The sequence below is a fragment of the Bacillus sp. 01N42_2 genome (assembly GCF_056399565.1).
The window spans coordinates 46,285-71,296 of the sequence record NZ_JBFTRO010000006.1 but is presented as its reverse complement, the minus strand read 5'-3'; the positions used below and the strand labels follow the sequence as shown (position 1 = coordinate 71,296).

The following is a 25,012-nucleotide window of genomic DNA, read 5'->3' as shown; positions in this document are numbered from 1 at the left end:
GAGATGTTCGGCTGAAAAGGTTCCTAGTTTTTTGTTATCACTAATCAACTCAACCTTAAAAAGGAGAGAAGTATGATGAATACTAGTGAAAAAAGAAGATCGGGGTTTTGTTCGCAATGCGTTTCAAAATGCGGGGTTATATCCATTACGGAAAATGATCGGTTAAAAAAGGTGATTCCAGATAAAAGTCATCCGAATGGGGGAATCTGTCCAAAAGGAGCGTCAGCCCCTCAGATAATCAATCATCCTGATCGTATTCTTTTCCCTTTAAAAAGAACGAATCCAAAAGGGGAAGAACCGAAATGGAAAAGAATAAAATGGGAAGAAGCCATACAAACCGTTACTGATAAGTTAAAACAGATCAGTTCTGAAACAGGGGCAGAATCGGTATCATACACTTTTCCAACTGTTGGTGCGAGCGGAAGTTTTAACTGGGGGCCATACCTGCAGCGCTTGATGAATCTTTACGGCACTCCCAACTATATTTCCCATACAAATGTCTGCCAATGGGCAAGGGATGAGGGATCAAAATACACGTACGGTGTTGGATTGCCTCAACCCGACTTTGAACATGCTGATTTAATATTGATATGGGGACACAATCCAGCAGATACGAATCTTCAGACATGGAAAAGGCTCATGGGAGCGAAAAAAAGAGGGAGCAAACTAGTCGTAATTGACCCGCGCCGAACAACGACAGCTGCAGCGGCAGATTTATGGATTGCTCCGAATCATGGAACTGATAGTGCCTTAATATTAGGCTGTATTCGCTTTTTAATTGAGAATCATTCATTTGATCATAAATTTCTGCTTAATTGGACCAATGCCCCCTTCTTAATGGATAAGCAAACGGGGAAATTCCTTCGGCCGGAAAATCATCATCCATATGAATTTTTAGCTCTTGATAAGAATGAGAAGCCATATAAAATTGATACCCGGGAAGATCCTCAAACATGGTCAGAAAATATTTTGCTTACAGGTGAATATACAAATGAAAGCGTTTCTTCAGAAACTGTTTTTTCTCAATTAATGAAAAGAGTCTCTTCTTTCACGATAGAAAAGGTGGAAAAAATAACGGGTGTTCCATATGAAAAATTAGTGGAACTTGGGGAATTATTAAGCGATGGAGATCCGATATCTTATTATTCATGGAATGGCTTAGAACAGCATGTAAATAGTTCATCAACCAATCGAGCATTATGTATCCTTTACAGTCTGACCGGTTATTTTGATAAGCGGGGAGGGAATATTATCCTTCCGTCTTTACCGGTTAATCCAATTAAAGATCAAAATTTGATTACGCGTTCACAACAACAGAAACGTTTAGGAAGAGAGAAGAGGCCCCTAGGTGCTCCGAAAATTTCCGCAACAGGGTATGATTTTGCCGATGCTGTATTGAACGAAACGCCTTATCTTATGAGAGCGTTATTAAGTTTTGGGAGTAATATGGTCACACAAAACCCGGGAAGCGGAAATATGATGGAGGCCTTAAAAAAACTAGAATTTCATGTCCATGTCGATATGTTTCATAGCCCTATGACAAGGTTTGCAGATATTGTATTACCTGCGGCGCATGCCTGGGAGTCGCCAAGTCTGTTGGCTGGTTTTGAAGGGAGTTTACAAACAGCTCAACATATTCAATATAACCCTGCAATGTCAAAGGCTCCTGGGGAAACTCGTCCTGATCTGCAAATTATAATGGATCTGGCATTGGAAATGGGCTATGAAGAAGAGTTTTGGAATGGGGATATTGAAGCGGCGTTTAATTACTATCTGGAACCGTTGAATTTAACATTAGATCAACTTCGTTCTCAGCCTGCAGGGATATCAATCCCCCTACAAGTAAACTATTGTAAATATAGTGAAAAAAAGAATGGAGGAGTCAGTGGCTTTTCCACGCCAACGCGGAAGTTGGAGATTTATTCCGAGTTTTTGTTACAGCATGGATATGATCCGTTGCCCCAATTTGAAAAACCATTAACTGTTCCGTATTATCAGGATAAATTATATGATTTTCCGTTAGTTCTTTCTTCAAATAAATTAAAATCTTTTTGTCATAGTCAGCATCGAAATATTGCTAAACTAAGGAAAATGCATCCTGATCCTTTTATTGAGATTCACCCACAAACAGCTCATATGTATAAATTAAATGATGGAGAATGGATTCAATTGGTATCTCCTCATGGCAGAATGAAGGCAGTCACTCGAATGACACAAAGTATACCCGTGGGTACGGTATATACTCAAGCGGGATGGTGGGATAAGTGTGATGAACTAGAGTTATTAGGATTTGATCCATTTTCAGCTGAAGGTGCAAACGTGAATCAATTGATAGGTATAGAGCAGCTGGATCCCATGTCAGGTTCCGAACCCTTAAAATCATATCGTTGCCAGATTTATAAGATGTCATAGATTCATTCTTTGCAAATTAAGTATTAATGATAAGTGATAGAATACATGTAAAGACATAACAATGAAGCTGATGGCTCCTTAGCGTTGGAGAAATCAGCTTTTGTTTTTTCAATAAACGTATTACCTCAGACTTGTGACTTTTTTAAAATCAGCCGTCACTAAGTTGAATTTGCGATTTTTCATACCATTTTTGTTATCTCCCACATAATTAATATGCATTTTATTCATGTAAGAACTTCATGTACCATTAGAGAGAATTAAACTTTAAGAAATTAATCGGAGGTAACAACTATGATCAATCGTAATAGATTATTTCTATTTGCGCTTATATTAGCTGCATTCAATCTTAGGCCGGGTATCACTTCAGTCAGCCCGGTATTACACGGAATAACGAAGGAACTAGGCATGAGTTCTGCGTCAGCAAGTTTACTCACTTCTATTCCTTTATTATGTTTTGGTTTTTGTTCGTTATTTGCTGGTCGTTTAGCCAATCGCTATCAATCAGAGAAAATTATCACATTCTTTATCGCCTGTATAGGTATTGCAACGTTTTTACGTTTCTTTTCAAATTCCTCAACATACCTATTAATAACGGCTTTGTTTATAGGTGCAGGAATTGGGATTGTCAGCCCTCTGCTCTCTGGCTTCATTAAAAGTTACTTTCCGGAGAAGGCAGCATCTATGATAGGCATATATTCTACTTCAATGGTCGTTGGTGCATCTATTTCTATTGGGCTGACGACACCGCTTCAACGCTTGCTCAATGATTCATGGAAAAACGGATTAGCATTCTGGAGTATTTTTGCTCTAGTCGCTCTTCCACTTTGGTTTATAGTGACAAAATACGCTCATCATCACACAAATAAAGCGTCACAAAAGAGGCGTGCGTCCTTACCTTTAAAAAATAAAGAGGCCTGGTTATTAACTTCTTTTGTAGGTTTGGTAACTCTTTTATTTTATTGTTTTGCAGCTTGGCTGCCGGCAATTGTAGAGGAAAAAGGAGGAACTTCAGCATTTGGAGGTCTTATCGGTACAATATCTATGCTTGCGCAGCTGCCAGCTACCCTTTTATTGCCCAGTCTCTTGAGGGTAATACCAAGCAGAAGATTTTGGATTACATTCTTTACCCTGAGTGTGATGATTGGTTTATCCCTTTTATGTTTTACGAACTTAACACCTGTTGTTTCAAGTATATGTTTAGGGATTGGCGGCGGGGGTCTTGTCTCGCTAACCTTATTATTACCAATAGATAAAACAGCTTCATCTATAGAAGCAAGTACTTGGTCAGCGATGACTCAAGCAATTGGATATATGATTGGTGCAGTGGGTCCGTTTATCATCGGTTTTCTTCATGATTATTTAGGAAGTTTTGTTCCTGCATTATATCTTCTTATCACCTTAGGTCTGATTATTATCTTACTAGGTTGGAAACTCACTAAACCAGCTAATGTTTTAGAAGAGGTGATATCTGTAAAATAAATACCAGTGAAGCCGTGTATATGATAGGGAAATGAAACGGAAGAAACAAGGCAATGGGTTCTTCTTGGATTGAAGGCGCTTCTGCACTGTCCCTGACGAAAAAAGTATTGCTCCTTGAAGGTAGACAGCGAACAAGCTATTTTCGATATAAGAGGTGAAAAGTCATGACAACAAATGAAAAAATGAGTACACAAAGCAAAGTCATTCTCTTCATTTTAATTTTAGGGAATTTCCTATGCCTAATCAGTGAAACTGTAATGAATGTGGCATTGCCCAGCATCATTTCAACATTGCACGTTACAACAAGCACCGCACAATGGCTGTCAACCGGCTATATGCTTATCATCGGAATATCCGTACCGGTCTCAGCCTTTTTAATTCAACGGTTTACACTAAGGCAGCTGTTTATCACAGCGATGTGTTTATATGTGATTGGTTCATTGATTGGATTTATTACGCCATTTTTCTCTTTGCTCTTTATTGGCCGTATGATTCAAGCATTGGGAACAGGTATTGTTTTACCATTAGTCATGAGTACAATGTTAACACTTGTACCGGTAAGTATACGCGGAACTGTGATGGGAATTTTCAACGTAGCGATTTTATTTGCTCCAGCGATCGGACCTGTCATTTCTGGTTTAATTATTCAATATTATTCATGGCGAATCGTTTTCTTGGGGCTTTTAATTGCAGCGGTGCTTATTTTGATAATAGCTGTCTTTAAACTTCGAAATGTGTCTGAAACATCTAAACCGACGATTCACATTCCATCCGTGATTCTTTCGACAGTTGGGTTTGGCGGAGTTGTTTATGGATTTAGTACAGCTGGTGAAGCATCTGGATGGGGAAACCCAATCGTATGGATTACGCTTGTCGTTGGGGTGCTGGCTCTTGCATTCTTCGTCAGACAGCAAACGAAGCTTTCGTCACCTATGATCAGCATGAAACCATTTACGTCATCCGTTTTTTCAAGAGCGATGTTTCTGATGTTTCTCATTATGATGATTCAGTTCTCGATGATGCTTATTTTACCTCTTTACTTTCAAACAGCTGCCGGCTTGACACCAGTAGAAACGGGATTTCTTATGCTGCCTGGCGGAATCACGCTGGCACTTACAGCGATGATTGGCGGGAGATTGTTTGATAAAGTTGGTTTTAAACCGCTGATCATCATTGGTTTAATTCTTTTAATGATCGTTTTAAGTTTATTCACTCAGATTTCAAACGAAACGACTACGACAACAGCTGCCATTCTTTATGCAGCATTTACAATTGGAGTAGGGTTGAGTATAGGGCCTGTGATGACTCTTGGGATAAATCAAGTTCCTAAACAGCTGCATGCTCATGGATCAGCAATCTCTAATACCATTAACCAAGTATCTGGTGCAATCGGTCCGGCTCTTTATACAAGTATTATGGCTGCGGCTTCGCAGCATTATATTCAACATACAAACGAAGTCAACAAAACGGTGTTGAACATACAAAGTATGACCCAAGGTGTTCATACAGCTTATCGTGCAGCAATTGTCTTTGCGGTGGTCTCTTTCATTTTAGCCCTTAGTTTAAAGAAAAAAGACCAGTATCTTGAAACAGATAATGATGATTTATCCTAAGATTAAAACAAAAAAGAAAGGTCGTTTTCTTCTAAAATGCATCGGATAAGCTGGCATGTTCCAGCACATCGGAAATGCTAAAGGAAAACGATCTTCATTTCAATTAAATCAATCCATTGAACGGAGACACCTGTGTGATCGTGAAAAAATGCTTTAAATATTGTTTGCTCCCGTCCCAGAGAACTCACAATCATCAAGATCAGCAACAGCCTTAAATGCTTTTTCAAATTAATCATTTGATTTTTCAATTCTTTATAATCTTTTTGGCGACTTAATAACCAAATATCACCATAGATAAGTTATGGGCTTCCCAAAAAATTGTTGAAGGATAGGTAATAAATTGAACGTAATGGGAATAGAAGTGGGAAAGTAAGGGTGGTTTTTGTTAACTAATTATGGTTAACCCAACTTATCCAAACATATAGAAATGATGAATGTGGAGTTAGAAAGTGCAATGCAACAAACCTTCATTACAAGTGAAATGGATTTACAATTTTGAGTGCCTTTTTGAAACACACCTGAATTTTTGGTGTGTTTTTGAACGTATCCATACGTGTCACCTAAAGGAAATGAATAAGATGTGGAATTTTTAAAAAATTTTTTATATACTGGAATTAAATCATTAAGGGATTGAAATGAAAAAGATTTATTAAACCGGACTTATGTATTCATGGTTCCTTAATGGAAGGATTAAATGATGAAGCCAGATGGGCATTAGAAGAGCTGAAAAAGCACTATCGGAAGTGTCTTCAGGAGTAGTTCTAAAACCTGGTGACCTTATTATATTAGACAACCATTTAGCGGCACATGCTCGAACGGCCTTTAAACCAAAATATGGGGAAAGACAGATGGTTACAAAGAATGTTTGCTGTAGCTGATAGTAATAAATCAAGTGCAAGTCGTTCTATTAAAAGTCATGTATGTATGCTTTTAAAAATCGAACTTGAATTGCAAAAATAATGGACAGAGTGATCAAACTATTTATTGAAAAATAGTTTGATCACTCTTATTATTTACCATTATGGGGGGATTTTATAAGTGGAGGATATTAATTTTTATACACTATTAATAGTAGTATGTTTCGGATTTCTTGCTTCTTTTATTGATTCAGTAGTGGGAGGAGGAGGACTGATCTCTATACCAGCTTTGTTATTTTCAGGTCTCCCGCCTTCAGTTGCTATCGCTACAAATAAGTTAGCCAGTACAATGGGTACATTAACGAGTACGATTTCCTTTATAAGATCAGGAAAAGTTAATTTTCAGTTAGTCTCTAAATTGTTTCCGATTGTTTTTATAGGGTCCTTATTGGGTGCTTTAGTTGTCAATTTTATTTCGTCTGAATTATTAAAACCATTAATATTAATTCTTTTAGTAGGTGTAGCTATTTACACTATTTTGAAGAAAAACTGGGGTAATGAATCTACTTATAAAAAACTGACTTGGAAAAAAGCCATTATTTTTTCTTTTGTAATATTCGCTATTGGTTTTTATGATGGATTTTTAGGTGCAGGAACGGGTTCATTTATTTTATTTGCCTTTTTGATTATAGGCTTCGATTTTTTACAATCTGCAGGAAATGCAAAATTTCTTAATTTCGGCAGTAACATTGCAGCTCTAATTATGTTTCTTTTTCTTCATAAAATTAATTTTTTATATGGTGTACCAATGGGTATATCAATGATATTAGGAGCGCTTGTGGGATCTAACTTCGCAATTAAAAAAGGTGTAACCTATGTGAGAATGTTATTTATTTTAGTTACTGTTATCTTAATAGGAAAAAATATCTTTGATTTTATAATGCATTATTGATGATGGCGATATGAGTATTTCTGTTTGCAGTCTGCATACTAATTAATAGGTAAAGAAGTCGAAAAGGTTTACGAAATTCGTCATCCAAATTAAAGTTTTGAATGAAAGAGCAGGATTACTCCTGCTCTTTTTCTTTCTGATTGGGCTAGATTAAACGCAGACGGTTATTCCTTGGGAAAAACAAAAAAAATTTCTTCTATCCATTGATTAGCTTGGCTTTAGCCGGGTTTCTATCACCCTGTTGGGCTTGTCAGGTTTTAAAAAGGTATGCTACGTTTATAATGTTTTGTTTCACCTGATTGCGGGGTAATAAAGATAGGATCAGTAAATAATTCTTAGGAATGACCTCAATCTTTCTGCAACACATAATAAACATATTGGAAGACGTAATGGAAGAACTAAAATAAAGGTTTAGGATACTTTGAAGGAATAAAAGTTTTTTTTCGATTGTGATAATATTCACAATAGAGCTGTATGAAGGGGAATCATTTCTCCAAATAGTCTGCAGAAAATACCAACCACAGCCCAAGGATGTATCACTAACCACTTTGGCTGGCATTATCTGTTGGTTGTTTCTCTTTTTGTTGTGTTTGTATTATTTTTAGTCCAATCGGCAAAAATAAGTTAAGAAAACCGTCGGAAAAGCTGAATTTCATCCTTCTTTCCTGGTTTACAATGTTATTTGACGCTGAGATGGATATTGGTCCAGTCTTTTAAGGTCCAGTTGAACCAATCGCTACTATGCCATTAGCTCTCCATCAGGTGAAACAGAAACCCCCAGACTTTTAGAGAAGCATTACGCTATACATTCTGGGACTGCACGCTTGGACCGTTTATCCGCTTGTATCATGTGGATTTGATCATTAAGGAGTTGATATTATTAAATGAAGTTCAACAAGAAAAAAATTAACGTTGTAGACATTCAAAAAGCGAAGAAAAGCGTGTTTGCTACAGGGATAGGAAACGCGATGGAATGGTTTGATTTTGCTTTATATTCTTATTTGGCAGTTATTATTAGTAAAAACTTTTTCAGTCCGGTTCAAAACGATGAATTAAAGTTAATATTTACTTTTGCTACATTTGCAATTGCCTTTTTACTTAGACCGGTAGGCGGAATTATTTTTGGTAAAATGGGTGATAAATTTGGCCGGAAAATGGTATTAACAATTACTATTTTAATGATGGCTTTATCTACTTTAATAATTGGTGTACTTCCTACCTATGATCAGATTGGTGTATGGGCCCCTATATTATTACTCTTAGCTCGTATTCTGCAAGGTTTTTCTGTGGGTGGAGAGTACGCTGGTGCAATGGTATATATCGCAGAATCTTCTCCAGATAATAAACGTATAAGGTTAGGCAGCGGTTTAGAAATCGGTACATTATCTGGCTATATAGTAGCTTCTGTTTTAGTTACAGTACTTTTCTGGGCTTTATCTGATGTTCAAATGAATAGTTGGGGATGGAGGATTCCTTTCTTCTTAAGTATTCCAATTGGATTATTTGGTTTGTATTTGAGAAGTCATTTAGATGAATCACCAATCTTTGAAAATGACATCTCTGAAAACCAAGAACAACAACCAGGTTTATTAGAAGTAATTAAAACATATAAAAAAGATATCTTTTTATGTATCGTATTTGTGGCGTTTTTCAATATAACCAATTACCTATTGTTAGGTTATATGCCTTCTTATTTAGATGAGAACCTTGGTATAAGTGATAATATAAGTACACCGGTTACAGCAATTGTATTGATTATTATGGTACCGTTCGCTTTAACTTTTGGTAAACTGGGAGATAAATTAGGAAATAAAAAAGTTATAACAATTGGATTAGTATTAGGAATTGTATTTTCGATTATCTCTTTCCAATTTCTTAATATGGGGAATATAACATTCTTATTTATAGGACTTTTATTGTTAGGTATTGTATTATCTGTATATGAAGGTACTATGCCAGGATCTTTACCTACGTTGTTCCATACTGACATTAGATATCGTACATTATCCTGGACATTCAACTTATCGGTTTCTATTTTTGGCGGAACAACACCCTTAGTTGCTTCTTGGTTAACCCATGTGACAAGAAACAATTTGGCGCCAGGTTTTTATTTATTAGCAGTTAGTCTAATTGGCTTAATAGTGGTGTTAACCTTATTTAAAGATACTTCAGGTAAATCTTTAAAAGGTTCTTACCCAACAGTTGCTTCTAAAGCTGAGTTTCAAGAAGCTGTTGAAAATCCAAAAGATTCACTGTGGTGGAAAATGGAGCAAACAGAAAAGGAATGAAAAAAGCATCCATATAAGCGGGATTATCCCAGCAGCAATACTGCAGCTTCTCGATCGTCATTATTTAATTGGTTGTGTCCTAATAATAAAACATTGACGCAAGAACGAAGAGAAATTAAAAGGTCCGAGCAATACAGCAAAATAAGAAGCAAGAAGCTTTGGTATGCCAGTTCTTCTCCCGAAGGAGAGCTGGCTTTTTATTTTCTATATGGGGAACTTGTACGCTAACTAATAATCCTATTAAGGCATGTCCTTTCAAGGTATCTTAGAAGAACATGAGGGGTTCATTGTCATCCTGACCAAATTGTAATCACTTCAGGTGCAACCCAAGGACTTTCCCTTATAGCAAAATTGTTATTGTCACCGGGTGATGAAGTCATTATTGAAGATCCTATTACACATGAAATTCAAACTATTTTTTCATCACCCGGCAGCTCGCTTTACCCTATACCAGTAGATCATAATGGGATGCGAACGGAGCTGCTGCCCCACGATAAAAAACCAAGTTTTGTATTTGTTACTCCGTCTCATCAATTCCCAATCGGCGGTACATTAACAATTCAACGCCGTATTCAATTAATACAGTTTGCGCGTCAATCAAATTGTTATATCGTAGAGGATGATTACGATAGTGAATTTCGATATAAGGGATCACCTATAAGTTCCCTTCAGGGGTTAGACCCGTCAAGAGTTATTTATATCGGTACATTCAGTAAGATCTTATCACCGGCACTGCGTCTTGGATATTTAGTTCTTCCGCCGTCTCTCGTTGAGAAGTGTAAGAATCTAAAATGGTTTACAGATCTTCATACCTCTTCCTTGGAGCAGCTTACACTTGCAAACTTTATTGAGGATGGTTATCTAGAACACCATATTAGTAAAATGAAAAAAGTGTATAAGAAACGTCGTGAGGCTTTAAAACAAAGCCTGAACCGTGAATTTGGAGATGAGGTCAAGATATTTGGAGATTCGACAGGTCTCCATTTAATAGCCAGTTTTGAAAATGTCATTTTTTCTGAACAGGTGCTGAAAAAGTTAGATCAGCATAAAATTAAAATTTACCCGGTTGAACTCCATACGATCGAGAAAGGGGTTCATAAAAACAAAATTATTTTAGGCTACGGAAATTTAGCTGAGAAAGAAATAGAAGAAGGGATACGAAGATTGAAAGCTGCTTTGTCTGCAAAAGCATTAACATTATAGGCGCTGTACTTGAATGGGTATTTTTCTGAAAATTTAAATTGTATCCAGTCTAACATGCAACATTCTATGATATATTTCCAAAAGCCTCGAATGAAAAAATCCCCGTTAAACAGGGGAGGATCATTTCGGGATGAAACGAGTAGAAGAGCTGGTTTCAAGAATGTTTTGCTTCATCTGTTTTAAAAACGTCACTATCTCTGTGAAGGTTTAAGCCGTCTCGGCAGCATCCCAATGATACCAAGGGTTTTACGCCCTTGGTATTTTTTGTTGCGCCCGACTGTGGCAGGACATGATCCTTCATTACTTTTTTGAATGTAACTTCCCCGCATTATTCTTCTTTTAACATTGAATACTTTCGATACGCTTTATAGAAACTGATGCCGAAGATAACAGCCATAAGGGCGGGAAGCGACCTCAAAATGGCAAATGGAGTTTCAAATAAAAATGCTTTCCAAAACATTGAGCCTTCCATACTCCACAGGCCTTCAGCTAAATATAAACCTGAATCCTTGTAAAACATATAAGAAATAAACAAACACAGGAAACCAAAACTTGATGAATAACTCATTAATCTTTTATAATAATTACTCTTTGATTGGCGATCCGAGAAGATTTCATTTTGACCATCATCTTCTTTTTGCCAATATCGAGTTCCAAGCCCCCACGGGCCGTTTATATAACTCCAGCCGAAGTCTTCATAAATTCCTTTGTAATCTTTGAACTTTTTGTTTGATAAATAATCTTGATAATCCACTCGCATTACATATCTCTTATCGGTTTTTTCGAAGGTGTATATTCCTAATCCGCTAATATTTGTACAACGATAGCCGTTTTGTAATTGCTCGTTCAGCCATTGCTCCTCTTTTTCAATATCAAAAAACATCTTAAATTTCTTCATTCGATTCACTTCCTTCGTACAGGGATAAAATATGCAATAACCTGTTTTGTTCCATTTTCAAAATGGCGCTTCCTTCCGCAGTTATCATATAGACTTTTCTCCGGCCCGACTCTCCGACAGGCTCAATCCAGCCATGCTTATTCAAGTTTTCAATCGCGCCGTATAATGTGCCGGCCGCTAAAATAACAGTACCGTTACTCATCTTTTCTATCTTCTGCATGGCGGCATAGCCATGAAGCGGCTCACGCAGAGCTAATAAAATGTAATGCATGGTTTCAGACAGCGGTAATAATTTATGTTTCATATCCTCACCCTCTATTCAGTTCGACTATATAGTTCAACTTTATAATAATGTAATACAGTTCAACTGAATAGTCAATGAGTTTTTCAAAATTTGTAAAAGGAACTTGAAGTAAAAAAGAATTTATGGCGGTGCGTAACGGTTCTCCGATGAAACAGTGCCGTTTATTTTCAATGTGTTTTTTAGAAATAAAAGGTGCTCATTACAAAAAAGGCAGAAGGATTGAAAAATATAGTTGACTTAAGCAACTGTCTCGATTACGATGGAAAAAAGTTGCTTAAGTCAATCATTTGGAGGAGGTACATCAATTTGGAAACAAAACGTGTTTTGGCATTCAGACAATTTAATAGATTTTATACAGATATTTTGGGTTTTCTGAATGAACATATTTATGACAGTCCATTCTCTTTAACAGAAACCAGGATTTTATACGAAATTTATAATACGCCCGATTGTACAGCAAAAATCATTCAAGAAAGGTTAGATCTGGACAGAGGATATGTAAGCAGAATTATCAGAAAATTCGAAGAGGAAGGCTTTATATATAAGCAAAAATGTATAGAAGACGGACGTAATCATTTCCTTTATGTCACCGAGTCAGGGAAAAGTATTTATAAAAGTCTGGAGAAAAAAGCCAATCATCAAGTTGAATATATCCTTGAATGCATAGACAAAGAGGAACAAGAAAAACTTTTAGGTTCAATGGAAACCATTCAAAACATTTTGCAGCATTCTTTTTATGATAAAGAATCTCCGATTTCAATAAGAGACTATTATACTTCAGAGGATGTCAAAAACATAATTGAAAAACAGCGATTATTTTATGCCAAATCCCATGGGTGGGATAACACATTCTTATCTTATCTTCGCGATACGTTTAAAGCTGATATTGAAAAAATATGGGTGGCGGAAAGCGGGAATACCTTTGCAGGTTGTATCGGCTTAGTGAATGACGATGAAAAAACAGGACAGTTAAGATGGTTTTTAGTCGATCCGTCTTTTCAAAGAAAAGGTGTCGGCAGCCGTCTGATGAAGGCACTTGTGCAATATTGTAAAGAAAATGGATACGAGCGCATATTTCTTTGGACGGTAAAAGACATGTCAACAGCCCGGCCATTGTATAAAAAAACCGGATTTGAAATGACAGAAGTTCATGAAGAGAAACCTTTATGGGGATCAAATTTAATAGAAGAGCGCTGGGATTTGGAATTATAAATAAAAGTGAGGGGGGATAGGATGCGAATAAAATATCACTACGCATGGATCATTGTTTTTGTCAGTTTTTTAACCTTATTAGCGGTTCAAGGCGCACGTCTTTCATTTGGAGCTTTTGTTGAACCGTGGGAAAAATATTTTTCTATGAACAGAGGAACAATCTCACTTATTTCTACTCTGAGTTTTATCATATATGGCATATCTCAGCCCATAATAGGGAGGCTGGTTGATAAACTAGGCCCCAAAATGATTTTGTCAGTCAGCACTTTCTTGGTCGGGCTTAGCTTTATTTTAACTTCTTTTGTGAATCATCCATGGCAATTATTTATCCTTTACGGAGTTGTTATCTCCATCGGTGTTGGAGGGGCATCTAATGTAGCCGCAACAGTTGTGGTTACAAATTGGTTTAATGAAAAACGCGGGCTTGCTTTTGGCATTATGGAGGCGGGGTTTGGCGCTGGTCAGATGCTTCTTGTTCCCGGCTCTCTCATTTTGATTCAATGGTTTGACTGGAAGTTAACTGTAGTGATTTTGGGTTTGCTTTTAATGGTTATTGTGTTTCCTGTCATCCTGTTATTTTTACGGAATCATCCCGGCGAGATGGGGTTATCTCCTATGGGCGGCTTTATGAAAGAAGAAGCTGCAAGTGGGCAGTATACGACCCGCATTTCTGTTTGGGAAGTATTTTGCAAGAAACAATTCTGGTTTTTAATATTACCCTTTGCGATATGCGGTTTTACAACTACAGGCCTGATGGATACTCACCTTATTCCTTTTTCTCATGACCATGGGTTTTCAACAAGTGTAACCAGTGCTGCAGTTAGTGTGTTGGCGGGATTTAATATTTTGGGGATAATCATTTCAGGGATTGCGGCAGACCGCTGGAGCAGTAAAAAGATGCTTATTCTTTTATATGTCATCCGCGCATTATCAATTTGCATCCTGTTATACAGTCATCATCCGGTTATATTACTTATTTTTGCAATTCTGTTTGGGCTGGTTGATTTTGCAACTGTAGCTCCTGCCCAAATGTTAGCCACGCAATATTTTAAGCAATATTCAGTTGGATTTATTTTAGGCTGGTTATTCCTGAGCCATCAGATAGGATCAGCACTGGGAGCTTATGTACCGGGTTTTCTTTATAGTGAATTGGGTAACTATGATCTTTCTTTTTATTTCTCAATTATTATTTTGTTTGGGGCGGCAATATTTACTTTCTTACTGCCTGAAACGGTGAAAATAGAAAAAGAGCAAAAGCCGGAGACCGATTCAGTTTCATATTAATCAGTTCTTTCGGGCCGCATCTAAAAATACCAAGGGTTTTTCCACCCTTGGTATTTTGTCTGTTCTTATTTGTTGTTCCAGTTTTTCTCTATGAATTCAATCGCAGGCTGTAAGTTGGTTTTGTTCGCAATTTCAATGACAGCGGGAACGACGGCAGGGTCCGTTTTGGAGAAGTTCGGAATCCGCGGATCTAATCGGAAAAAACGATCTCCCAGAAGATTCGCACTGACCATGGATTCATAGTAACCATTTCCGCCAGCAATTATCTGAAGAAATGGCAGTAAAGGTTCATTAGGCGACCTGTCCAAAAGGACTCCCCAATTTGGAGGAAGGTTCTTCAGATTTTCGGGACGTATGTTATCTGCACTTACCATTCCCCATCCCCTCGTATCTCTTCTTAAACGGGTCGGGGCTTCACCTGTTCCGATGGACAATACCGCAATTTGATCCAATGGCACGTTGGCTTTACCAACTGCAAACGCGATACTGGCTGTGCTGGGATTCGTTGCTACTACATATCCGTCCACGTAGTTTTGATAGGCGCGTTGCGTCGCAGGGGCACCGCTGCTCCGCAGTATGACATCACTCACTTTCTCATTTAAATAGGGAGAGCCGGGAAAGTTGTGAAATAATACAGGAGTCCAACGATCCAGTTTTGGAGAGTATAATTTGAATGAAGGGACAACAATTCGCTTTCTTAAATCTTTGAGACGAAGATCTGCCGGGAAAAAATTCCGTACTGCTTTAATAAAACCGGAATATGGTAATTGTTGATTGAAAACGGGTCCGCCCGGCCGGGAAACGCTGAATGCGGGCAGGATTTTTTCCTTGAAATAGCGGAATGTCTCATGCGGCGATCTTCCGCTGGCTAATGCAAGGGCAGTGAATGAACCGATTGAATTTCCTGAAAACACGTGGGTTCGGCTTATTAAAGTCGGATTTTGTTTAACCAGTCTGTTCAATAGCTGTAAACTTAAAGCACCTAACGTACCTCCCCCATCAAAGGTCATGATCCGATATTTTGCCAAAGCTGATGTCTCCTTTCTAATGAAAACTATCATTTAGTATATGTTCAACCAGAATCTATTGTATGGATGAATGGATATCTCTTTATCTTAAAAATTTATCAATCCAGCGGGTTGGGAAAAAATATCTTCTTTATTTGAAGAGGTTTTTCCGGGAAGAAGGAGAATGATTTAAAAATAAGTGAGACGGCGAAGCATTAAGTTATGGACAGGTATATCTAAGGAAAGATGGACTGGCGCCCGGATTCCGAAGCCATGTCGTGTAAGGAAATGATAAGACATGTTTTAGAAGCAGAATGTCTTTATCATCAAATTTTACTAAAACATATGAATGAGACTTCAGAGGAATCTGCTAATCCTTATGAATCAAAAACGTTTACCACAGCACCCGAAGAATTAGAATTTGCAAAACCGTTTCGGACCGAGTTTTTGACATTCATCAAATCTTTAAATGAAACCGATTTAACAAATATAAAGATTGATAGGTCTGATGTTGGGTACGTCCGTGAACTGGGGGACATGTTATTAAGGATTGCTTATCATGAGTCAGTACATACCGGTCAGCTTTTAGACTATCTCAGAACTGCTGAAGTGGAGCGGCCTTTCATTTGGGACTAGTTAAAATCAGGAGAAGAACAAAGGCGGACATATGATGTCTTTAGTTTTACACGGGAAGGAGAAAGAATGAATTATAAACCGATTAATTTTCAAGAGAAATTAGCTGCATTCCAAGATCAATGGTCTCCAAAAGTAATTGCTGAAATGAATGATTATCAATTTAAACTTGTTAAAGTACAAGGGGACTTTGTTTGGCATAAGCATGAGGAAACAGATGAGGTCTTTATTGTTATTGAGGGGAATTTAATCATTGAATTTCGTGATGGAGAAGTAAAATTAAATGAAGGTGAAATGTTTGTCATTCCGAAAAATGCTGAACATAAACCTTATGCAGAATCAGAGTGTAAAATTTTGCTTGTAGAGCCTAAAGGTGTTGTGAATACCGGGGAAGAAATAACTGATCAAACAGCTGAAAATGATGTCTGGATCTAGCCTGTAATAATAACTGACGATTAGAGAAAATGGTCAGGAAAACCAATTAAGAAAGATTTAAGGTTGAATATTGAAAAATTTTGTTAATATTATAATATATTGTTTGGAAATTTTATCATTTGATAAGGAGTTTTCTAATTGCGTTGGAGTAAATGGTTCAATATTTTTTGTATAGTTGCATTGGGATCAATATATGGTTATAAATTATTGACTAACCAAGAAGTTAATACTACTCGTTTAATAATAGCTTCAGTAGTTGTCTTGTGGAACATTGTTGGACTTTTTAGCAAAGAACCGGTAAAACAAACACAGCAAGCAAATTAAAAGTCAAAAAAGTTGGTACAGAAGGAGGCTGCAACGTGCAGCATCTCTCAGTCTCACAAAAAACCAAGGGTTCAGCCCCTTGGTTTTTTTTTGTGGTTTTCGCAGCTTATTATTTTTCAAGTTTATTGCAGGCATCCAGAGTCTGTTGTATGGATAAATGAAAATAGCGGCTGAAATGTGCTGGTTAACCAAATGAATAGTCCAAGCTGGAGTCTTTTATCTACATAGTATGAAGAGATTAAAAAATATAAGAAGGAGTGGTAGTTCATGTATTATAACCCAGGTGAAAATCACGTTCAGAAAAAACCATACGACGAAGCCTGTGACCTTGGCCATGATTTTGATATGGCGGAAGACGAAGCGAGAGCAGAAGCAGCAAGAGAAGCAGAAGCGAGAGCAAGAGCGGAAGAGGCAATAGCAAGAGCGGAAGAAGCAAGAGCCAGAACAGCAGAAGCAGCAAGAGCAGCAGCAGAAGCAAAGGTAAAAGCGGCAAAAGCAGCAAAAGCAGCAGCAAAAGCGAAATGTAAAAAACATCATAAGAAAGAGAAAAAACATGATTGCAAACGGAAACACAAGAAGAAAAAATAGGAGAAATTCCGTCCCAAGGCTGCAAAAACGATAAAGAAAAAGATTCTTGTTGGAAGATCAAACAGGAAGATTACTCAGCTGGTGCGGCGAAAAGGGCGCATAGCAGGGCAAACAAAAACTTTCCTATGAGCTTTCATAGCCGGGTCAGTATATCACGCCAATCATATTAAAAAGATAGGAGAGACAAGAGTTTCGGCAACTTGCCGCTCTTGTCTTTTTTGTGTTTTTATATCATCTTCGCGTATTTCTATTTATTTTTAAGTCAGCAGATCATCCGTCTAAGAATTTGTCCAGATCCTGCATATACTGGAATCGGAATCAAATGTTTATGGGGAGTGAAACAGATGGGATCAACACAGTTAACAGGGCGCGTCATCTTCAAAGGGGACCCCGGCTATGCACAGGCGGTTAAGAATTGGAACCCTTATGTTGATGTCTGTCCGCTTGTCTTTGTTTTTGCACAAAATTCATACGATGTAAGTAATGCGATTAAATGGGCGCGTGAGAATAATGTGCCTTTGCGTGTCAGAAGCGGCCGCCATGCTCTGGATAGAAACCTTTCAGTCGTAAGTGATGGAATAGTTATTGATGTGAGTGATATGAATAAAGTTTTATTAGACGAAAAAAACGCGATTGCAACCGTTCAAACCGGCATTCACGTCGGCCCGCTTGTGAAAGGATTGGCCCGCGACGGTTTTATGGCTCCGTTTGGAGACAGCCCGACAGTGGGAATCGGAGGAATTACGATGGGCGGCGGGTTTGGAGTGCTTTCACGATCAATCGGCCTGATAAGTGATAACCTTCTCGCACTGAAAATGGTAGATGCAAAAGGCAGGATCATTCAAGCAAATCAATCTCACAATGAAGATTTACTATGGGCTTCCAGAGGCGGCGGGGGAGGCAACTTCGGATATAATACCCAATACACGTTCAAAGTTCACCGTGCTCCTAAAACTGCAACCGTCTTTAATATTATTTGGCCATGGGAGCAGTTGGAGACGGTCTTTAAAGCTTGGCAAAAGTGGGCGCCGTTTACAGACGAACGATTGGGGTGCTACCTTGAGATTTACAGCAAAGTAAATGGCTTGTGTCATGTGGAAGGATTGTTCCTCGGTTCAAAACCTGAGCTGATTCAATTATTAAAACCTTTATTAAATGCCGGAACCCCGACACGGACAATTATCAAAACATTATACTATCCGGATTGCATAGATTTCCTGGACCCTGATGAACCGATCCCGGGAAGATCTGATCAGAGTGTTAAATTCTCCTCGGCGTGGGCGCTAAATCTTTGGCCGGAAAAACCTATTTCAGTGATGAGACAATTTTTAGAAAAAGCCACCGGGACAGAAACAAATTTCTTTTTTATCAATTGGGGCGGTGCGATAAGCAGAGTTCCCAGCAGCGAAACAGCCTTCTTTTGGCGCCGTCCATTGTTTTATACGGAATGGACGGCCAGTTGGAAAAATAAATCACAAGAAGCCTCGAACCTTGCATCAGTTGAAAGAGTGCGTCAGCTGTTGAAACCATATGTAACAGGTTCATACGTCAATGTTCCGGATCAGAATATTGAAAATTTCGGAAAAGCATATTATGGCTCAAACTTTGCAAGGCTTCAAAGAGTAAAGGCGAAATACGATCCAGAAAATGTATTTCATTTTCCGCAAAGCATCCCGCCATCGTATAAATAGTTTGATCGTTTTGGGAAACAAAATAAAAAACACACCAGAACATTCAGGTGTGTTTTTATTGTTGCTATAAAATTTGGTTATTCACTTGCATCCCAGTGCGGATTCCAAACGATTTCCCATAGGTGCCCATCGGGGTCTTGGAAGTGACCGGAGTACCCGCCCCAAAAAGTATCATGAGCGGGATCAGTTATCGTCGCTCCTGCCTGTTTTGCCTGTTCCATGACTTTATCGACTTCAGCTTTACTCGTAACATTATGTCCTAATGTAAATTCTGCCGGGCTTGGTGCAGTTAAAGCAACGTTTGTCTCATGTGCGATGTCTTTACGATTCCAAATGGCCAGTTTCAGTCCTGTTTGTAAGTCAAAAAAGGCAACGGCGCCATGTTCAAACTCTTTTCCGACTATTCCCTCAGCAGGCAGTCCGAGGCCGTCCCGATAGAAGCGAAGTGATCGTTCCAGATGATCTACGCCTAAAGTGATGACTGTAACCCGCGGTTTCATAAAAATATAACCTCCCAAGCTGTTGATAAGAAAATGATATCAAGTTTCATTATTGCGCTGCAGCATCATATAGAAAAAGATTTTGACATTTCAGTAAAGAATCTATATATTCTTATATGAGCACATAATCATATATGATTATTTTTGTGTCCATGTTAGAATGCTTCATAACAGAAAAGGAATAATAAATGCAGGAGGAGATTTTTTATGGGTCACAATCACAATCACGCCGGCGGGTCCAATAAGAAGGTTTTATTGATCTCTTTTATCGTGATTACAGGTTATATGATAATAGAAGCTATAGGCGGATTTGTAACCAATAGTTTAGCGCTTTTGTCAGATGCCGGTCATATGCTGAGTGATTCAATTTCATTAATGGTTGCTCTCATTGCTTTTAAATTAGCCGAAAAAAAGGCAAGTCATAATAAGACATTCGGTTATAAACGATTTGAGATTCTCGCAGCTGTGATAAACGGTGTTGCCTTAATATTGATTTCCCTTTATATCATTTATGAAGCAATCAAACGTTTCTCTCATCCGCCAGAAGTGGCAACAACCGGCATGCTTATCATTAGTATCATCGGGTTAGCTGTGAATATATTGGTCGCTTGGATTATGCTGAGCGGCGGAGATACAAAGAATAACCTGAACATAAGGGGAGCTTATTTACATGTAATAAGTGATATGCTCGGCTCTGTAGGTGCCATTCTGGCTGCATTGCTTATCATCTTCTTCGGGTGGGGCTGGGCAGACCCATTGGCCAGTGTCATTGTAGCTGTTCTTGTTTTAAGAAGCGGTTATCATGTGACGAAAGATTCCATTCACGTATTAATGGAAGGAACCCCGGAAAATATTGACGTGACTGACATCATCCATACGATTGAAGAGACAGAGGGCATTCAGCATATTCATGATTTACATATATGGTCTATCACAAGCGGATTGAATGCTCTTTCCTGCCACGCTGTTGTTGACGATCAGCTGACCATTTCAGAAAGCGAAAGTATTTTACGCAAAATTGAACATGAGCTTGGAGATAAAGGCATTACGCATGTAACGATTCAAATGGAAACAGCAGCGCATAATCACGACAATGCAATCCTTTGTCAGGCAAAAAGTGAGCAGACGGACGGCCACCATCATCATTAAAGGAGGAGATAGGGACTCACTTTGTCTCTCTGACAATTAAGATAAAACCGGAGGGGGATTCAGATGTACGACACGATAGTAATCGGAGCCGGTCAGGCAGGAATCTCAGCAGGATATTATCTAAAGAAGTCGAAACAAAAGTTTATCATTTTAGATAAAAGTCATGAAGTGGGAGAAAGCTGGAAAAACCGGTATGACTCATTGGTTTTATTTACTTCTCGAATGTACAGCTCTTTGCCTGGAATGCATCTTGAGGGAGACAAGCATGGACTCCCTTCAAAAAATGAAATTGCTGCTTATCTGAAAAAATATGTTGAAAGATTTGAAATCCCGATCCAATTACGGACAGAAGTAATAAGTGTCCAAAAATTAAACAACTATTTCTTAATAAAAACAAACCGGGAAGATTATCAAACGAAGAATCTTGTGATGGCCGCAGGTCCTTTTCATACCCCTAACATTCCATCAATATCAAAGGATGTAGCCGGTCATATTCATCAATTACATTCTTCACAATATAAACATTCAAAACAACTGGCGCCTGGGAATGTACTGGTAGTCGGCGGCGGGAATAGCGGGGCTCAGATAGCTGTTGAATTATTCAAAGAAAGAGTTACATATTTGGCTTGCAGTAATAAACCGGTTTATTTCCCTTTATGGATTGGAAAAAGAAGCATCTTTTGGTGGTTTGATAAATTAGGAGTTTTACATGCAAGTCATACATCAATATTAGGCAAGTTCATTCAAAAGAAAGGCGACCCCATATTTGGGTATGAATTAAAACATGCAATAAGACAGAAGAAGATCATTTTAAAACAAAGAGTCATAGCCGGAAAGCAAAATGAAATTATTTTTAAAGATTCATCTTCATTAGAAGTTAACAATGTTATTTGGGCAACTGGTTTTAAGAATCCGCTTTGGTGGATGAAAATAGAAGGTGTTTTGGATAAGGAAGGCCGAATTATACATCACCGGGGTGTTTCAGCTGTGAAAGGATTGTACTTTATTGGTTTGCCTTGGCAGCATAGGCGAGGTTCAGCGCTGCTTCAAGGTGTAGGAAATGATGCTGAATACATTGTAAAACAAATGAACGGTGGATAGACTGAGGAGAGCAGTAACTTACGGGTTTACTGCTCTTTTTTGTATTGAATAAGTCCAGTTATGTGACTGTGTAAAGCCGAAAAAATCTTTTGACGTATTAAGTAAGAAGATCCCTGACTCACTGATTGTGCAACATTCTGACGTACTTCCCGAGCTAACTGCGCGGCACGTAAGGAAACCCGCCAAAAACGCTGTTTTAATCGGCTTGTGGAACAGAAAACACAATATCTCTTGGTTGTCGGACTGGTGAGTGCATACCCCGGGCAGGTTCAAGTTTCCCGGCTGCAACAGTGTTACCAAGAGTTGCAGACCTTTGGTATTTTTTATGCAAACAGGTTTTGTGGCCGTTTCTGCTGTGGCACACTCTCATTACAAAAAGCATAGGATAATATCATAAAAATTTGAAATTGCGGGGATGAAAAATGTATTATATACCTTTTTCGCATCAATGTTATTATTATGTGAATGTACCGATGTATAGCGATGGAAGATCTGTTTATTGGACTTATCCAAACGACATGGGGTATGCAGACCGAAATGATGATTTGCGATCTTCATACGAAGATAGAAATCTTCTCCTAAAAGATTACGGACCAAAACCATTTGTTGTGAATATCAATAAAGCCGCAAAACAAAATCACACGTTCCGTACTGCCTTATGGACAGGAAAACATTTTCAAATTACCTTGATGAGTATCGGCATTGGAGAAGATATCGGTTTGGAAATCCACCCCCACGTAGATCAATTCTTACGGATTGAGCAAGGCCGGGGAATCGTTAAAATGGGCAGGAGCAAGGAAAATTTAACTTTCCAAAGAAATGTCTATGATGACTTTGCCATTGTTGTACCTGCCGGCACTTGGCACAATGTGATTAATACGGGTAATACGCCGTTAAAACTATATTCAATTTATGCGCCTCCCAACCATCCATTTGGCACGGTTCATGCGACTAAGGCAGATGCAGAGGCTGCGGAAGGTTAGCAGTAAAGTATGCTGCAGAGGTTTGACAAACTGGGATTACGCCTTTCTGGCTGCCCAAGAGTACGGTAAATAAGGCCGATTTAATATGAATCGGCTTATTTTTTGTTGGATTTTTCCTTAAATCGGCCTTTGATCGCTGCGGGCAATGTATCGGTTTTAACGGCCCCCAAATTCTCCGGTATACCCCGGCACGAGCCCAATACGGCCTTCTTGATTAGGCTTTTCAGCAAAGAAAGAGATCCTCTTTTTTTGCTTCTTCATTCATTTGGCAAACGTTATTGATTTATTTGTGAAGTAACATATAATGGAAATGGTGAAATGTAATCTCGTTGAGAAGGAGATTGAGATGATCATTAAAATGACTTCGTTTCATATGAAAGACTTCAATAAACCAAATGAACCTCTGGTTGTTTTCGGGAGAATTATACCCGCACTTGAAAACAATGTTTGGACATATACTGAGGAACGATTTTCTAAGCCTTATGTTAAGAAATATGAAGATGACGAAATTGACGTCAGTTATGTTGAAGAAGAGGGGAAAGCAGTCTTTTTTTATTATGATGAAAATAACTGCATCGGCCGGATTAAGATACGTTCTAATTGGAATGGATATGCGCTGATAGAGGACATTGCGATTGCAAAGGACTATCGAAACAATGGTATTGGAACGGAATTGTTAAATAAAGGGATTGAATGGGCAAAGGAGAATGATTTTTGCGGTCTCATGCTTGAAACACAAGATATTAATGTATCAGCTTGTCATTTTTATGCTAAACACGGCTTTGTAATAGGCGCAGTTGATACTATGCTTTATTCCAACTTTTCAACGGCAAATGAGATCGCGATTTTTTGGTATTATCAATTTTAACTGCCGCTTAAGGGTGATGAGAGGTTAATTGTTTGGCATTGATTCTAAATTTATCATCTAAAGGGAATTTGAAATAAATTTTAGCTGCAGTTGGAGCAGGCCCTTGCTCAATCTCACTTAACTGCCAAGTTTCTGTTTTTCTTCTTCAAACCATTTGTGAAGTTGATTGATATGAGCTTGATGGTACCTATTATGATCTGCTATATGCCATATCCCCCACTGAATGGTTGCTTGTTTTCCAGCTTCATAATCTATTGTACGATTCAGTTGATCGTCAGTTAACTGATAACAAACAGACTTAAACATGCTGAATATCTCATCATAATCAGAGAGAATTTGTTTTAATGACACACCGGAAATGAAAGGAATCTCATTGTTTTGATCTAACATTGGTCCATACTTTTCTTCCAGTTCCTTTGGTACAGGCTCACCCTTAATTCTAAATATCCAACAGAGATCAACATATGCTAAATGTTTTATTAGCTGAGCTGTACTGTTGTATTTTTGATTTGGTCCTTTAAAATCAATCTCCTCCTGTGACATGTCAGATACTATGGTTTTTAAGCGGCTGTAATTTTCATTAACGGCAGAATAGAGCATCCCCACAACATGATCCATGTGTGTTTCACCTTTTAAATCTAAAATCATTAACCCCACCTCATTAGTACAATTTTTATATTAAGTTTGCCTTATTACTGTTATTTGTCAAGTCATCCAGAGAATGACACGTTTTATTATGATTCATTCATCAATCGACTTCGTATTATTACATTTAATAACATAAAATGGTTATCGTAATTAAAAAAGGATACCCGTTTTTATAAAAAGGAGTTAAAACGTTGCTGAAAAGGTTTTTTCTTGTTTTTCTTACGCTGATAATGTCTGTATTTGCTGTATTCGCGGCTGCTGAGGAGTCTCCCGGCGATCATGTCATTTCTTTTGACGAGCCTATGATTTTATTGATCTCACTCGGAATCATTTTATGTTTATTCATTCCCCCATTAGTGATGTCCTTTTTTGGCAGCTTGATTGTGAGAATTATATCCGGAGTCTATCAATGTTTTATCGTTCTCACGTTTGCGGGGCTCATTCCAATTGGATTTCTTATCCCTAATGGCTTTTTGACAATTCTTGCTGCCGTTCTGGGGACTTTGGTCAGTTTAGCGAGTGTTGCCGTGACCTTATTCATTGGAAGAAATAAGGATGTTAAAACAAAACACGGCTAGAAGGT

At 38.1% G+C, this 25,012-nt stretch carries 22 protein-coding genes and 4 pseudogenes; 20 read left to right on the top strand and 6 right to left on the bottom strand.

The window, feature by feature from the left end; translation table 11 throughout:
- The first annotated feature begins 72 nt into the window (after positions 1–72).
- The 3 genes from AC1DN5_RS14125 to AC1DN5_RS14115 all read left to right on the top strand — a co-directional run bounded on the left by AC1DN5_RS14125 (position 73) and on the right by AC1DN5_RS14115 (position 5,504).
- Complete coding sequence (locus AC1DN5_RS14125; RefSeq protein WP_366970144.1) at positions 73–2,412, top strand: molybdopterin-containing oxidoreductase family protein; 2,340 nt, start codon at positions 73–75, stop codon at positions 2,410–2,412.
- Positions 2,413–2,703: 291 nt separating this feature from the next.
- Positions 2,704–3,891, top strand: a complete 1,188-nt coding sequence (locus AC1DN5_RS14120) for an MFS transporter (protein WP_045925207.1) — start codon at positions 2,704–2,706, stop codon at positions 3,889–3,891.
- Between the two features lie 164 nt (positions 3,892–4,055).
- A complete protein-coding gene (locus AC1DN5_RS14115) occupies positions 4,056–5,504 on the top strand; it encodes a DHA2 family efflux MFS transporter permease subunit (protein WP_064778170.1) in 1,449 nt (482 codons plus the stop codon).
- A 34-nt stretch (positions 5,505–5,538) separates the two neighbouring features.
- Here AC1DN5_RS14115 and AC1DN5_RS14110 read toward each other — a convergent pair.
- A pseudogene (locus AC1DN5_RS14110) lies at positions 5,539–5,800 on the bottom strand (T7SS effector LXG polymorphic toxin); the annotation flags it as partial.
- Between the two features lie 411 nt (positions 5,801–6,211).
- On the opposite strand from AC1DN5_RS14110, the gene AC1DN5_RS14105 reads away from it, so the two are divergent.
- From AC1DN5_RS14105 to pdxR, 5 genes and pseudogenes are all read left to right on the top strand, one after another.
- Positions 6,212–6,382, top strand: a complete 171-nt coding sequence (locus AC1DN5_RS14105; RefSeq protein ID WP_223152404.1) for a TauD/TfdA family dioxygenase — start codon at positions 6,212–6,214, stop codon at positions 6,380–6,382.
- Positions 6,383–6,542: 160 nt separating this feature from the next.
- Positions 6,543–7,313, top strand: a complete 771-nt coding sequence (locus AC1DN5_RS14100; protein WP_095242162.1) for a TSUP family transporter — start codon at positions 6,543–6,545, stop codon at positions 7,311–7,313.
- Positions 7,314–7,797: 484 nt separating this feature from the next.
- Positions 7,798–8,030, top strand: a pseudogene (locus AC1DN5_RS14095) (BCCT family transporter).
- 167 nt (positions 8,031–8,197) lie between these two features.
- The gene (locus tag AC1DN5_RS14090) at positions 8,198–9,601 is read left to right on the top strand and encodes an MFS transporter (protein WP_016937141.1); all 1,404 of its coding nucleotides are present in this window, start codon (positions 8,198–8,200) and stop codon (positions 9,599–9,601) included.
- A 240-nt stretch (positions 9,602–9,841) separates the two neighbouring features.
- Positions 9,842–10,804: pseudogene (pdxR, locus tag AC1DN5_RS14085) on the top strand (MocR-like pyridoxine biosynthesis transcription factor PdxR); the annotation flags it as partial.
- A gap of 328 nt (positions 10,805–11,132) precedes the next feature.
- On the opposite strand, the gene AC1DN5_RS14080 reads toward pdxR, so the two are convergent.
- Both AC1DN5_RS14080 and AC1DN5_RS14075 read right to left on the bottom strand, forming a co-directional pair.
- Complete coding sequence (locus tag AC1DN5_RS14080; RefSeq protein ID WP_016937138.1) at positions 11,133–11,702, bottom strand: DUF2812 domain-containing protein; 570 nt, start codon at positions 11,700–11,702, stop codon at positions 11,133–11,135.
- A complete protein-coding gene (locus tag AC1DN5_RS14075; RefSeq protein WP_015416893.1) occupies positions 11,689–12,006 on the bottom strand; it encodes a PadR family transcriptional regulator in 318 nt (105 codons plus the stop codon). Before AC1DN5_RS14075 ends, AC1DN5_RS14080 begins: the two co-directional genes overlap by 14 nt.
- Positions 12,007–12,312: 306 nt before the next feature.
- On the opposite strand from AC1DN5_RS14075, the gene AC1DN5_RS14070 reads away from it, so the two are divergent.
- Both AC1DN5_RS14070 and AC1DN5_RS14065 read left to right on the top strand, forming a co-directional pair.
- Positions 12,313–13,218 carry a bifunctional helix-turn-helix transcriptional regulator/GNAT family N-acetyltransferase gene (locus tag AC1DN5_RS14070; RefSeq protein WP_099744883.1) on the top strand — a complete coding sequence of 302 codons (906 nt, stop codon included), beginning with the start codon at positions 12,313–12,315 and terminating at the stop codon, positions 13,216–13,218.
- Between the two features lie 21 nt (positions 13,219–13,239).
- Positions 13,240–14,502 (top strand): MFS transporter, encoded by a 1,263-nt coding sequence (locus AC1DN5_RS14065; protein ID WP_366970146.1) that lies wholly within the window; start codon positions 13,240–13,242, stop codon positions 14,500–14,502.
- A gap of 65 nt (positions 14,503–14,567) precedes the next feature.
- On the opposite strand, the gene cotR is transcribed toward AC1DN5_RS14065, so the two are convergent.
- Positions 14,568–15,530 carry a sporulation hydrolase CotR gene (gene cotR / locus AC1DN5_RS14060; RefSeq protein ID WP_016937134.1) on the bottom strand — a complete coding sequence of 321 codons (963 nt, stop codon included), beginning with the start codon at positions 15,528–15,530 and terminating at the stop codon, positions 14,568–14,570.
- A gap of 178 nt (positions 15,531–15,708) precedes the next feature.
- Between cotR and AC1DN5_RS14055 the strand changes: the two are divergent.
- The 5 genes and pseudogenes from AC1DN5_RS14055 to AC1DN5_RS14035 all read left to right on the top strand — a co-directional run bounded on the left by AC1DN5_RS14055 (position 15,709) and on the right by AC1DN5_RS14035 (position 19,180).
- Positions 15,709–16,145 (top strand): annotated as a pseudogene (locus AC1DN5_RS14055) (DinB family protein).
- A 66-nt stretch (positions 16,146–16,211) separates the two neighbouring features.
- Positions 16,212–16,577 carry a cupin domain-containing protein gene (locus AC1DN5_RS14050; protein WP_049627954.1) on the top strand — a complete coding sequence of 122 codons (366 nt, stop codon included), beginning with the start codon at positions 16,212–16,214 and terminating at the stop codon, positions 16,575–16,577.
- Between the two features lie 138 nt (positions 16,578–16,715).
- A complete protein-coding gene (locus AC1DN5_RS14045; RefSeq protein WP_016937132.1) occupies positions 16,716–16,901 on the top strand; it encodes a hypothetical protein in 186 nt (61 codons plus the stop codon).
- Between the two features lie 267 nt (positions 16,902–17,168).
- On the top strand, positions 17,169–17,489 hold the full coding sequence (locus AC1DN5_RS14040; protein ID WP_099744880.1) for a hypothetical protein: 321 nt from the start codon (positions 17,169–17,171) through the stop codon (positions 17,487–17,489).
- A gap of 344 nt (positions 17,490–17,833) precedes the next feature.
- Positions 17,834–19,180 carry an FAD-binding oxidoreductase gene (locus AC1DN5_RS14035; RefSeq protein ID WP_366970173.1) on the top strand — a complete coding sequence of 449 codons (1,347 nt, stop codon included), beginning with the start codon at positions 17,834–17,836 and terminating at the stop codon, positions 19,178–19,180.
- 77 nt (positions 19,181–19,257) lie between these two features.
- Here AC1DN5_RS14035 and AC1DN5_RS14030 read toward each other — a convergent pair whose 3' ends face one another.
- Positions 19,258–19,680, bottom strand: a complete 423-nt coding sequence (locus AC1DN5_RS14030) for a VOC family protein (protein WP_366970148.1) — start codon at positions 19,678–19,680, stop codon at positions 19,258–19,260.
- 207 nt (positions 19,681–19,887) lie between these two features.
- On the opposite strand from AC1DN5_RS14030, the gene AC1DN5_RS14025 reads away from it, so the two are divergent.
- The 4 genes from AC1DN5_RS14025 to satA all read left to right on the top strand — a co-directional run bounded on the left by AC1DN5_RS14025 (position 19,888) and on the right by satA (position 23,781).
- On the top strand, positions 19,888–20,829 hold the full coding sequence (locus AC1DN5_RS14025; protein WP_366970149.1) for a cation diffusion facilitator family transporter: 942 nt from the start codon (positions 19,888–19,890) through the stop codon (positions 20,827–20,829).
- A gap of 63 nt (positions 20,830–20,892) precedes the next feature.
- Positions 20,893–21,930, top strand: a complete 1,038-nt coding sequence (locus AC1DN5_RS14020) for a flavin-containing monooxygenase (RefSeq protein WP_366970150.1) — start codon at positions 20,893–20,895, stop codon at positions 21,928–21,930.
- A 422-nt stretch (positions 21,931–22,352) separates the two neighbouring features.
- Positions 22,353–22,913 carry a cupin domain-containing protein gene (locus AC1DN5_RS14015; RefSeq protein WP_366970151.1) on the top strand — a complete coding sequence of 187 codons (561 nt, stop codon included), beginning with the start codon at positions 22,353–22,355 and terminating at the stop codon, positions 22,911–22,913.
- 346 nt (positions 22,914–23,259) lie between these two features.
- Positions 23,260–23,781, top strand: a complete 522-nt coding sequence (satA, locus tag AC1DN5_RS14010) for a streptothricin N-acetyltransferase SatA (RefSeq protein ID WP_366970152.1) — start codon at positions 23,260–23,262, stop codon at positions 23,779–23,781.
- 117 nt (positions 23,782–23,898) lie between these two features.
- Here satA and AC1DN5_RS14005 read toward each other — a convergent pair whose 3' ends face one another.
- Positions 23,899–24,429, bottom strand: coding sequence for a DinB family protein (locus AC1DN5_RS14005; protein WP_366970153.1), 531 nt, complete (start codon positions 24,427–24,429; stop codon positions 23,899–23,901).
- 191 nt (positions 24,430–24,620) lie between these two features.
- Here AC1DN5_RS14005 and AC1DN5_RS14000 point away from each other — a divergent pair, with 191 nt between their 5' ends.
- Positions 24,621–25,007: a hypothetical protein gene (locus AC1DN5_RS14000; protein ID WP_047478546.1), complete on the top strand. Its 387-nt coding sequence runs from the start codon at positions 24,621–24,623 to the stop codon at positions 25,005–25,007.
- The last annotated feature ends 5 nt before the right edge of the window (positions 25,008–25,012 follow it).

Excerpts from the sequence above, each read along its gene's own strand:
- AC1DN5_RS14125 (WP_366970144.1), top strand. The coding sequence starts at position 73 with ATGATGAATACTAGTGAAAAAAGAAGATCGGGGTTTTGTTCGCAATGC.
- AC1DN5_RS14120 (WP_045925207.1), top strand. The coding sequence starts at position 2,704 with ATGATCAATCGTAATAGATTATTTCTATTTGCGCTTATATTAGCTGCA.
- AC1DN5_RS14115 (WP_064778170.1), top strand. The coding sequence starts at position 4,056 with ATGACAACAAATGAAAAAATGAGTACACAAAGCAAAGTCATTCTCTTC.
- AC1DN5_RS14105 (WP_223152404.1), top strand. The coding sequence starts at position 6,212 with ATGGGCATTAGAAGAGCTGAAAAAGCACTATCGGAAGTGTCTTCAGGA.
- AC1DN5_RS14090 (WP_016937141.1), top strand. The coding sequence starts at position 8,198 with ATGAAGTTCAACAAGAAAAAAATTAACGTTGTAGACATTCAAAAAGCG.
- AC1DN5_RS14080 (WP_016937138.1), bottom strand. The coding sequence starts at position 11,702 with ATGAAGAAATTTAAGATGTTTTTTGATATTGAAAAAGAGGAGCAATGG.
- AC1DN5_RS14075 (WP_015416893.1), bottom strand. The coding sequence starts at position 12,006 with ATGAAACATAAATTATTACCGCTGTCTGAAACCATGCATTACATTTTA.
- AC1DN5_RS14065 (WP_366970146.1), top strand. The coding sequence starts at position 13,240 with ATGCGAATAAAATATCACTACGCATGGATCATTGTTTTTGTCAGTTTT.
- AC1DN5_RS14050 (WP_049627954.1), top strand. The coding sequence starts at position 16,212 with ATGAATTATAAACCGATTAATTTTCAAGAGAAATTAGCTGCATTCCAA.
- AC1DN5_RS14040 (WP_099744880.1), top strand. The coding sequence starts at position 17,169 with ATGTATTATAACCCAGGTGAAAATCACGTTCAGAAAAAACCATACGAC.
- AC1DN5_RS14035 (WP_366970173.1), top strand. The coding sequence starts at position 17,834 with ATGGGATCAACACAGTTAACAGGGCGCGTCATCTTCAAAGGGGACCCC.
- AC1DN5_RS14030 (WP_366970148.1), bottom strand. The coding sequence starts at position 19,680 with ATGAAACCGCGGGTTACAGTCATCACTTTAGGCGTAGATCATCTGGAA.
- AC1DN5_RS14025 (WP_366970149.1), top strand. The coding sequence starts at position 19,888 with ATGGGTCACAATCACAATCACGCCGGCGGGTCCAATAAGAAGGTTTTA.
- AC1DN5_RS14020 (WP_366970150.1), top strand. The coding sequence starts at position 20,893 with ATGTACGACACGATAGTAATCGGAGCCGGTCAGGCAGGAATCTCAGCA.
- AC1DN5_RS14015 (WP_366970151.1), top strand. The coding sequence starts at position 22,353 with ATGTATTATATACCTTTTTCGCATCAATGTTATTATTATGTGAATGTA.
- satA (WP_366970152.1), top strand. The coding sequence starts at position 23,260 with ATGATCATTAAAATGACTTCGTTTCATATGAAAGACTTCAATAAACCA.
- AC1DN5_RS14005 (WP_366970153.1), bottom strand. The coding sequence starts at position 24,429 with ATGATTTTAGATTTAAAAGGTGAAACACACATGGATCATGTTGTGGGG.